A 9,593-nucleotide genomic window follows, 5' to 3' on the forward strand; every position below is an offset into this window, starting at 1 on the left:
GTAATTTGCCAGATACTACCTAAAATAGGGGAGATTTTTTAATGAAAGGAAAAGGAAATAATTACAGGATAAGACAATAATTAAAAAGAATATTATACTAATTGACTTAATATACAATCATCTTAATATTTAGAGGATTACAATTAAATTTAAAAAAAGAGATTTTATAAGTTTTCTATGAGAAAGATACTATTACTATTTTTCACTTTTATTTTGTTATTGATATTATCCGGAACAGTTTCTTCTTCCAGCGTTCTTTGGAATGCTGATACTGAAAAAACAGTATATTCTGTCGATATAAGCCAAGATGGATCATTTATTACTGTTGGGTCACTTGATAACACCTTCTATCTTTTGTCAAAAGAAGGAACTATATTATGGAAATTTCTAGCAAATGATAGGGCACTTTCTGTAGATATAACTCCTGAAGGATCATATATTGTCGGGGGATCAAGAGATAAGAATATCTATTTCTTTTCAAACAATGGAGAGTTACTCTGGACTTTTCCCACTGAAAACACAGTAGAATCTGTTGCAATCTCATTTGATGGTTCAAGAATAATTGCTGGATCCGACGATGGTTTGGCGTATTTACTATCAAAAAAGGGGGACCTCCTCTGGAAACTTGAAACTAATGCCCCAGTTACAGCAGTCGAGATAACTCCTGATGGAAAGTATGTTGTAGTTGGGTCAAATAACCATAATATATATCTATTATCCCACGACGGGAAAATTCTTTGGAGCATAGATGCAGATGCTGAAGTCAATTCTGTTGATATAAGTTTTGATGGCGAATATATTACTGCTGGAACAAAAAATGGTTGGATATTCATCATCTCGAAAACCGGAGAAACATTATGCAAATCTAAAAGAAATGAGGGCGTAATAAATGTCAAAATCAATCCTAGTGGAGAGTATATAGTTGCAGGCTCTAGAGAAGGAGGAGTCTATCTAATCTCAAATGATGGTCAGCAGTTATGGAAGTTTCTTGACGATAAAGGGATTTATTCAGTTTCTATTAATCCAGATGGAACTTTGATTGCCGCAGGGTCTATGGACAAAATATATGTATTATCTAACAAGGGAAAAGAGGTATGGAGCTATCAAACATTTGATGACCCCAATTATATGTATTCTATTAATTCTCTGGTACTCTCTCTAGACAGCTCAAGTTTAGTTTCATCGTCAAGAGAGAAAGTATTTCTGTTCAATATAGGTGAAAAAAAAGAATTTGATGCGAATAAATATATTTCTGATAAAAATGATAATCCCAAAGAGAATGGATCTAATCAAGAAACAGCAGAGACTAAAGAGAATCCTACAAAAGAAACTAAGGGAATATTTGACATAGTACTTAGATTATTGGGAATTAGAAAATAAATAGTCAAATTATAACTTCTGACATTTTGGGCATAAATATGAGGAAGAACCAAGTATGTTTTCTTTAATAACTCCCTCGCCACGTTTTCTACAAACAAGAGTATTTTTGTCCATCATACGGGAATATTCCCCTGAATTTCCATAAAGGTCAAATTCATCAGTACTTCCACCGAGTTGAATTGCGGATGTTATTATTTTAATTATTGAATCAAATATATTATTTCTCTCTATTTGATTTAAATTAGAAACTTTTCGTTTAGGATGGATTCCAGATTCAAACAAAATATCATTGATATATGCATTCCCAAGTCCGGATATTTGATCTTGGATATTTAGCACTGATTTTATTGGCTTTTTTTCATTATTTGACAGTACTTGTAGAAAATAGTCTAATGAGAAGTCTGATTCATTTGGAGATGGACCAATGTTGCCTGCATACCTATGCTGATTTTTCTCATCTCTTGTTGCAATTGTTAAAAAAGCGTATAAAGAAGATTGAAAGATCAAAGCAGATTCATCTTCAAATTGAAAGCTAATATGATACTTCAGATGTAAGGGTTCCCCTTTTTCAATGTATGAAAACCTCCCAATTATTCTCCAAACATCAATATATTATTATTTTGAAATTCCAAGAATATCCATTTACCTTTTGGGAAAATTTTAGTTATAGGTATGTTTAAGATATCATTCTGTCTTTTATCAAGATTTGACATACCTTGTTTAATTATAGATTTTGAATGTTCTGTCAAAGTAATATCTGTAATTTTCTTACCAATTAATTCATCTTTCATTTGTTTTGATATCTTTAATATTTCGGGTATTTCGAATCCCATGATACTCAATTAACAAAAAGATTATATCAAATATAATCTTAATGGTAAGAAACATAAAATAGTGCGGGAGCTGGGCGTATTTTTTTATTACTAATGCGCATGGATAATGTATATATCACAATTACCTATTTTCGATTTATGGGAATTTACAAAGAAAAGGTTTTGCTTTCAAATGAAGAAGGGCGTTTGATAAAGTCTGACATATCTGAATCTAATGTCAATATAATAAGAGAATTCAAAAGCTATCTAATTGCCAGCAGAATCGGAATATTGAGGACAGTCCGTTACATGATTGATTTAAGGATAATCTGCCAAAAATACAAGGACAAAGATTTCACTACTTGGACTTCCAAAGACATAATTGAAGTTTTGGAGAAAATAGAGATTGAAGATCTATCTGATTCGTCCAAGAATGAGTACAGGAGAACTTTTAATAAATTCTTCAAGTGGCTGAAAGGGGAGGATTGGGCAGACCTCAAAGCATTGAAAGGTGATAAAAAACATTCAAGAAAACCACAGGTCTTAACAAAAGAAGAAGTACTTAAGCTACTTGAGGGAGCCAAACACCCCAGAGATAAGGCAGCTATTGCTCTTTTGTATGACTGTGGCCTTAGGATTGGGGAACTTGCATCAATAACATTTAAGGACTTGACCTTTAATAACTACGGAGGCAAAGCAAAAGTAAGAGGTAAAACAGGAGAGAGACTTGTACCATTTGTAATGGCCGAGCCATACATCAAAAACTGGATTCAAATTCACCCTAATCCAAATGTTAATGAACCATTGTTTGTAGGAACAGGGAACAAAAACTTTGGTAAACCCCTATTTTACGAATCATATCAGAATCTCATCAAAAGGGCAATAAAAAAATCTGGGATTGAAAAGAAGGTAACACCCCACATTCTAAGGCATACCAGGGCAACGCATCTGGCCTCAAAATTAACAGAGTCAGAGATGTGCCATTATCTTGGATGGCAGCTTGGCTCGGATATGCCCCGAGTTTATGTTCATTTATCCGGGAGGGACATAGACAATGCCATCTATAACAAGGTCTATGGCCTTAAAATTGAGGACATCCATAAAGATGACACTATAAAACCAGTAGCATGCCCTCGATGCAAGGAGACCTGCGGTCCAACTTCGGAGTATTGTTATCGTTGTGGAATGCCTCTAAAGGAAGAAAAAATCTTTGAGTTGGAAAAACATAGTAAGGAATTGAGAAAAGAATTCTTTGAACTAGCGGCAGAAAACCCTGATATGTGGAAGGGAGTAAACATTTTTATGGAAATGATGGAAATTATTAATTCAAATCCTGAAATGAAACAAAAGATATTTGAGTTACAGAGAAATGGCGATAAATAATAAATTCACTTGTAACATTAAACGATCCTTTAACACTTCCAACTTCTATTAAAAGAAAGGGCCATTTTTTTTAATAGGATCTGGCCTTAAAAATAACAAATATCAATCATATAAAATAATATTTTCTATTCCATCCTTTCCACCAGATTCATAATCAAGCGAACCGCATTTTGGGCATCTTGCGGGGGCATCAAATTTATACTTCCCGCCACATTCACAACTGCCTGCGTACTTTTCAATTTCTTTGTGGTACTGCTCTTCAGATATTATTTCCCCGGTATAATTTTCTTGCACAAATTTATCATGTTTGGCGGTGGCGATGCAGTATGGCACTTTTAATCTCTTGAGGTATCCATTGTGAAGGTCGCCAAGCTCCATAAATGATATATCTTTTTCAGTTCCACATCGATCGCAGTGCAGCTTGTGGAAAACAAATCCTCCGCCTGAGGATACCCTGTATTCTGTACCGCATTTTTTACATACGGCATCAAATGCCATTCCCATTATTTTTAATAGAGCTTTAGATTATTTATATTTATCTTATGTAATATTTTTAGTCCATTTTGTCCCTGATTTCTTTTAGCCTTTTTAACAGATCAAGTACCAATCCATTATCAATACAATCTTCTAGATATCCGCCCCCCATAGTTAGTCTGTCCCCTGCCAAGATGATCTTGAATATGCTAGCGATGTCGCCTATGTTAGCTTCGGACATAGGAATTATCCTATCAACAAAAGAATATATGTCCTTTCTTCTTTTGTAGGAAGGGAATTCAACAGTGAATTTTTGCTCGTATAATGTCCGCAAGAAATCATAGACCTTTATGGGATATTCATGTTCCAGGCCTTCTTTGTAGAAAATGTTGCTTCTGTTCTGAAAATAAGGCAGGAACTCTAGCACCTTGTCTATGTTCTCCTTTGTTATTGGAACGAGTTTGTCTGGCATTGCGATCCCTCCAACTATAATGATTTGTATTTATAATTGTATTTGGCTAAGATTTAAATTAAAATAATTTTTATATGATTAGGATGGATATTCAATATTTTAACTTATCTGAGAAGTACAGGCCGGAGAAGGTCGAAACCCTATTAGTTGGTGAGGGGCCACCGCCTTCAGGGAAAAGATATTTCTATTTGCCAACAAAGATGAATCCCAAAAGGGATGTTAGAGGTTACAGAAGCCTTCCAGCAACTATCTTCTACCATTACTTCAGATCAATCCCCTCCACAGTTGAAGAGTACGAATCCCTTTTGATTAAGCTGAAGGATAGAAATATTTTCCTGATAGACATATTAGACAAGCCTTTGAAAATAAGGGACAGATCTTCTGTAGATGGGATAAATAAAGAGAACTATGATCTCCTAATTTCTAACATCTATAGATTAAAAGATAAAATAAAAGAAAGAGGCATTTCACTTTCTGAGGATAGAATAATATTCCTTCTAGCAAGGACAACTTACGATAAGGAGCTCAAGAGAGAGTTCCCAAATGCACAATACTTTAGATGGATTGATTTCAGATTGGACCACGAATGAATTAAGTTACCTTTTTATACCAGAAATCAAAAAACTAGATGATTAAATGGAAGATTTTGATAAGGAAAAAGTCTTAGAAGAATTCGTTCTAAATAATCCTGATTTGGACAAACTTGAGAGGATGCTGGACACATTTAATGTATTTGAAACATTGAATATGGTTAATGTTGAAATAAAACATTCCAACTTTCTAGCATGGATGTTTAATCCAAATGAAAATCATTCATTGGGAAGCTATTTCTTGAAACAGTTTCTTAAGACATTCTACTCCATAAATAAGGGTTTAATCAATTCAGAGGTATCACTTTTTGATTTTGAAATATTTGATTATTCTGATGTTGAGATAAGGAGAGAGTGGAACAATATAGATGTTTTGATTCTGATTAGAGAAGAAGGGATAGATAATAAAAACGTAGCCATCATAATCGAAAATAAGATTAAAAGTCCTGAGACAAATGATCAGCTTAAGAGGTATAAAAAAATAGTTAATAACGAGTTCCCCAATTACAGTAAATTTTTCATTTTTTTAACGCCAGAAGATGCCGAGCCGAGTGATGATGAATGGATTCCTTTCAAGTATGAGTACATTGCTGACCTACTCGAGGACATTTTACTACATAGGAAGGATTATCTTTCGAACAACGTCTATAATTTTATCGTTCAGTATAAAATCATATTAAGGAGGTATTTAGTGGGAAACGGAGAAATTGAGGAGATATGCAGAAAGATTTATAATAAGCATCAAAAAGCCCTTGATTTAATCTTTGAATATAAGCCTGATCTTTAACTTGAGGTAAGCGAATACTTAGCCGAGTTGCTGTCCAAATTCAATCTAGAAATCGATTCTACAGGCAAAACTTATAATAGATTCACTACAAAAATCTTAGATAAAAAAATAGAAAAGCTTGGCGAAGGATGGACTAAATCTGGAAGAATATTTTTATATGAAATTGAAAATTATAATAAAAAATTATATTTTAGATTAAGTATAGGCCCAGGAAATCAAGATTACAGAGAGACACTTCACAAATTCTGTATGGAGAATCCTAACTTATTCAATGTAGCCAACAGGAAAATGAACCCAAAGTGGCATGCCGTTATGAGTAAAACTTTGCTCTCAAATAATGAATATATAGGTGGAGATATAGAAATACTAAAACCAAAAATAGAAAATAATTTTGCAAAATTTGTTAGCAATGAAATGAAAGAAATAGATCAATATTTTGAAGAAAAATGGACCGGATAAAAATAATTCTTTTCCAGTTAAATCTAAATAGTAAAAAATCTAATTCATTGTCATGGGGGTTTTATACGGCGCCATATGCAAGGAATGCGGCACAAAATATAAGGCAAGACTGGGTCCAAATATGCTTGGGTTTGTTGTGCATTGCGATAAATGCGGCAAGGAAATAAGTGGGGGAGATAGTTTTTCATTGAATTGGCTTTACGAGAGGTATATAAAATGGCTTCAAATATCAGAACTAATTGCTAAAGGGGCTGATGAAAAAGCTATAGAGTCAATTAATAACGATAGGTATGGGTATATAGGGGGCCCCATAGATAGAAACGAATACATTAGATTAATTGAAGAAGTTCTAGGAAGGTGCAAATGTGGTGGAAATTACACTCATGATGCGCCTCCAAGGTGCCCTAACTGCGGAACAAAAGAATATGAAGAAGACCCTGATGTTAAATGGTGTCTGACCGATTGAACTTATGGCCCTAAAATTAGGGCCAAACTATAACTATTGCGCATAAGGCTTATTATGCGAAGTAATTATACATTCGTGTTTTATTTTAAACAACAGTGAGATTAAAATGATCTTATGGCATGATTAATCATAAACTTATTACCTACTTAATTGAAGGTCTATAAAAACCAATTGAAAAGAGATTTAAATTACATTTATTAATCCTATTTGGAATGAAGCTAGAGTATATTGATAAAATACCAAAAGAAGAAATTATTAATAATACTAAACCGGCAGTTTTAGAAAGAAAATCTTCTAAAAATGAAAACTGGTTTAACGACTGGAGAAATATTGTAGTTTTTGGGGAAAATTTAAATATTTTAAAAACATTTTATGAAAATCCGGATATTCGAGGTAAAGTAAAGTTAGTTTATATAGACCCTCCATTTGCAACCGATAGAAATTTCATTGATTTAGATAATAACCATGCTTATTCTGATAAGTTAAATGGTCATGAATATGTTGAATTTATTAGACAAAGATTAATTTTTCTTTATGAGTTACTATCTGATGAAGGAAGCATCTACATTCATCTAGATCAAAAAAAAGGTCATTATATTAAGATAATTTTAGATGAAATATTTGGAGAAAATAATTTTAGGAATGATATAACTAGGATTAAATGTAATCCAAAAAATTTCAATCGTAAGGCATATGGAAACATAAAAGATGTAATCTATTTCTACTCCAAGACTACTCTAAGTCCAGATTTATTAACTTGGAACGATTATAGAATTCCTTTAACTGAAGAGGAAATAATTAAACAATTTCCCTTAATTGACATCGATGGAAGGAGATATGCTACAAATCCCTTACATGCACCCGATGAAACTAATGGCCAAACTAGCGAGCCTTGGAAAGGTTTGAAACCTCCAAAAGGAAGACATTGGAGGTATGTTCCTTCTAAACTAAGTGAACTAGATGAAAAAGGGCTTATTGTGTGGTCCAGTACAGGCAACCCAAGAAAAAAAATATTTGTAGAGGATAACAAGGGAAAGAAGATTCAAGATGTTTGGGAATTTAAGGACAAAGGAATTCGTTATTCTGATTATCCTACGGAAAAAAATGAAGAATTATTAAAAATGATAATCCAAAATTCCTCTAATAAGGGGGATATAGTATTAGATTGCTTTGCCGGTTCAGGGACAACTTTGATTGCTGCAGAAAAATTAGAGAGAAAATGGATTGGTATAGATAACTCTCCTAAAGCAATTGAAATAATTCAAAGAAGATTATCTGAATTGAAATCCCCAATGCCATATGATATCTATTATTCAGAAATTATTGCCGACTGAGAATAAACTCCTTTAATAGAAGAGAGCTTAGTATAACTTCTTCTTCGTTATATTGAGTTATCCTATCGTGTAATCCACTTATGCTTTGGAGCCATATGTACCCATCAAGAATTGCTATTCTTTTAGCATTGCCCTCTCGATTAGAAATAAAAGAATGTGCGTCGTCAAATCCTCTGTCCTGTTCACCACCAGGAGTTGTTAAAAATTTAGCCTCTCCGATTACGTACTCTTCATTTATTTTTATTACTATATCTATTCCTTTATTTAAATTACAGCCTAAGTTATTATTTGCAAATTTTTTTAGTTCGTTATCACTACCTCTCAAAACAAAGATTCCATTTCGAGCAGCTAAGAATCTATTTTTTTCTAAAGTTTGAAATCCTAAAGTAGATTGCGACCAATTCTTAAAAACTGAACCAAGTTGTCTGTTTGTTTCTTTTGGTCGGCTAGCTTCTTCAATCATTTTATCAAATCCTAGGGAATAAAGTCTATTGGCTATCCTTCCCAAGGTAATTGGATTCTCATCTATGGCACTAGGTTTTTTTCTTAAAAAACCAATATAAGAGTCCTTTACTGGAAATACCGGGGCATGATTTATTAATAAGTTAACTAACTCTCTTGAGCTCCTTTGGCTATACTTATGTCTAATTTGACTTATAACCTGTTCTGGCATAGGCCTTTCGGGATTGTCTAGCATAGTATAAATTTCACTTAGTTTATCTAAATAGCCAGGTGCGTTAGCCAGGTCAATACTTCGTTGTGTCCATATATTCATATAATCAACCTACAATTTTTATAATTCTAAAATATATTTTCTAATAATTACATAATTCTTTTAGATATTTTAATTTTAATTATAATCATATATAAGACTATCGAAAAAAAATAAGAAAATATAATTAGTTGATTATTATCCTCAAAATATCCTCGCCCTTTAATTTGGCCTTAAAAATTAACCCCCATTCTGCAAGTATAATTAACATTCAAAAATATCCTGATTGCAGTAATTATTAGTTTGGTCTTGGCCTTAAAATTACAATAATTTCTTTTTTATTTTTTTATTTGTTTTCTAATTCTCCACCCTTCCCTCTAAAACAATATAGTCAACGGGGTCAGCTTATTGATACTTGCCGGTGTTAAAATGACTGATGAAGATAATATAAAAGAGCCTGATTCTGATTTTCTTATAGAAATACTTTCTGATATTGAGGAGTTTATAGGGGATGATGGAAGATCATACGGCCCTTACAGCGAAGGCCAGATAGTTAACGTCCCAAAATCTTCTGCCAAGGCCTTTGACATACTGCTAAAGAACGGTTTTGTGAGGACATACGATGAGTTACCTGAGCGCGTATGGATCAATCCCCTTTTTGACCAGGCCATAAAGTATTTTTATCTAGGCCTAAATATAATCCCCCTTAGGGAAAAGGACAAGA

At 33.1% G+C, this 9,593-nt stretch carries 13 protein-coding genes; 8 read left to right on the forward strand and 5 right to left on the reverse strand.

Annotated elements, in window-relative coordinates; translation table 11 throughout:
- Positions 1-177: 177 nt before the first annotated feature.
- Entirely contained in the window at positions 178-1,380 is a 1,203-nt protein-coding gene (locus KO464_06545; GenBank protein ID MCC7573030.1) for a PQQ-binding-like beta-propeller repeat protein, read from the forward strand.
- 9 nt (positions 1,381-1,389) lie between these two features.
- Here the strand turns inward: KO464_06545 and KO464_06550 are convergent, their stop codons facing one another.
- Together KO464_06550 and KO464_06555 are read right to left on the reverse strand one after the other, a co-directional pair.
- Positions 1,390-1,887, reverse strand: coding sequence for a hypothetical protein (locus KO464_06550; protein ID MCC7573031.1), 498 nt, complete (start codon positions 1,885-1,887; stop codon positions 1,390-1,392).
- An 83-nt stretch (positions 1,888-1,970) separates the two neighbouring features.
- Positions 1,971-2,213: a hypothetical protein gene (locus KO464_06555; GenBank protein MCC7573032.1), complete on the reverse strand. Its 243-nt coding sequence runs from the start codon at positions 2,211-2,213 to the stop codon at positions 1,971-1,973.
- Positions 2,214-2,351: 138 nt separating this feature from the next.
- On the opposite strand from KO464_06555, the gene KO464_06560 reads away from it, so the two are divergent.
- Positions 2,352-3,575, forward strand: a complete 1,224-nt coding sequence (locus KO464_06560; GenBank protein MCC7573033.1) for a tyrosine-type recombinase/integrase — start codon at positions 2,352-2,354, stop codon at positions 3,573-3,575.
- A 102-nt stretch (positions 3,576-3,677) separates the two neighbouring features.
- Here the strand turns inward: KO464_06560 and KO464_06565 are convergent, their stop codons facing one another.
- Positions 3,678-4,079, reverse strand: coding sequence for a hypothetical protein (locus KO464_06565; protein MCC7573034.1), 402 nt, complete (start codon positions 4,077-4,079; stop codon positions 3,678-3,680).
- Between the two features lie 49 nt (positions 4,080-4,128).
- Positions 4,129-4,521, reverse strand: coding sequence for a hypothetical protein (locus KO464_06570; protein ID MCC7573035.1), 393 nt, complete (start codon positions 4,519-4,521; stop codon positions 4,129-4,131).
- Positions 4,522-4,604: 83 nt separating this feature from the next.
- On the opposite strand from KO464_06570, the gene KO464_06575 reads away from it, so the two are divergent.
- From KO464_06575 to KO464_06595, 5 genes are all read left to right on the forward strand, one after another.
- The gene (locus KO464_06575; GenBank protein MCC7573036.1) at positions 4,605-5,111 is read left to right on the forward strand and encodes a hypothetical protein; all 507 of its coding nucleotides are present in this window, start codon (positions 4,605-4,607) and stop codon (positions 5,109-5,111) included.
- 46 nt (positions 5,112-5,157) lie between these two features.
- Entirely contained in the window at positions 5,158-5,898 is a 741-nt protein-coding gene (locus KO464_06580; GenBank protein MCC7573037.1) for a PD-(D/E)XK nuclease family protein, read from the forward strand.
- Between the two features lie 27 nt (positions 5,899-5,925).
- Positions 5,926-6,357, forward strand: coding sequence for a hypothetical protein (locus KO464_06585; GenBank protein MCC7573038.1), 432 nt, complete (start codon positions 5,926-5,928; stop codon positions 6,355-6,357).
- A 52-nt stretch (positions 6,358-6,409) separates the two neighbouring features.
- Positions 6,410-6,823, forward strand: a complete 414-nt coding sequence (locus KO464_06590; protein ID MCC7573039.1) for a hypothetical protein — start codon at positions 6,410-6,412, stop codon at positions 6,821-6,823.
- Between the two features lie 212 nt (positions 6,824-7,035).
- Positions 7,036-8,157, forward strand: a complete 1,122-nt coding sequence (locus KO464_06595; GenBank protein ID MCC7573040.1) for a site-specific DNA-methyltransferase — start codon at positions 7,036-7,038, stop codon at positions 8,155-8,157.
- Here the strand turns inward: KO464_06595 and KO464_06600 are convergent.
- A complete protein-coding gene (locus KO464_06600; GenBank protein MCC7573041.1) occupies positions 8,144-8,932 on the reverse strand; it encodes a restriction endonuclease in 789 nt (262 codons plus the stop codon). The two genes, KO464_06595 and KO464_06600, sit on opposite strands and share 14 nt — an antisense overlap.
- Before the next feature lie 366 nt (positions 8,933-9,298).
- Here KO464_06600 and KO464_06605 point away from each other — a divergent pair.
- Positions 9,299-9,593 (forward strand): hypothetical protein (locus tag KO464_06605; protein MCC7573042.1); only part of this gene is annotated, 295 nt, incomplete at its 3' end.

Source organism: Methanofastidiosum sp., assembly GCA_020854815.1.
Taxonomy (GTDB): Archaea; Methanobacteriota_B; Thermococci; order Methanofastidiosales; family Methanofastidiosaceae; genus Methanofastidiosum.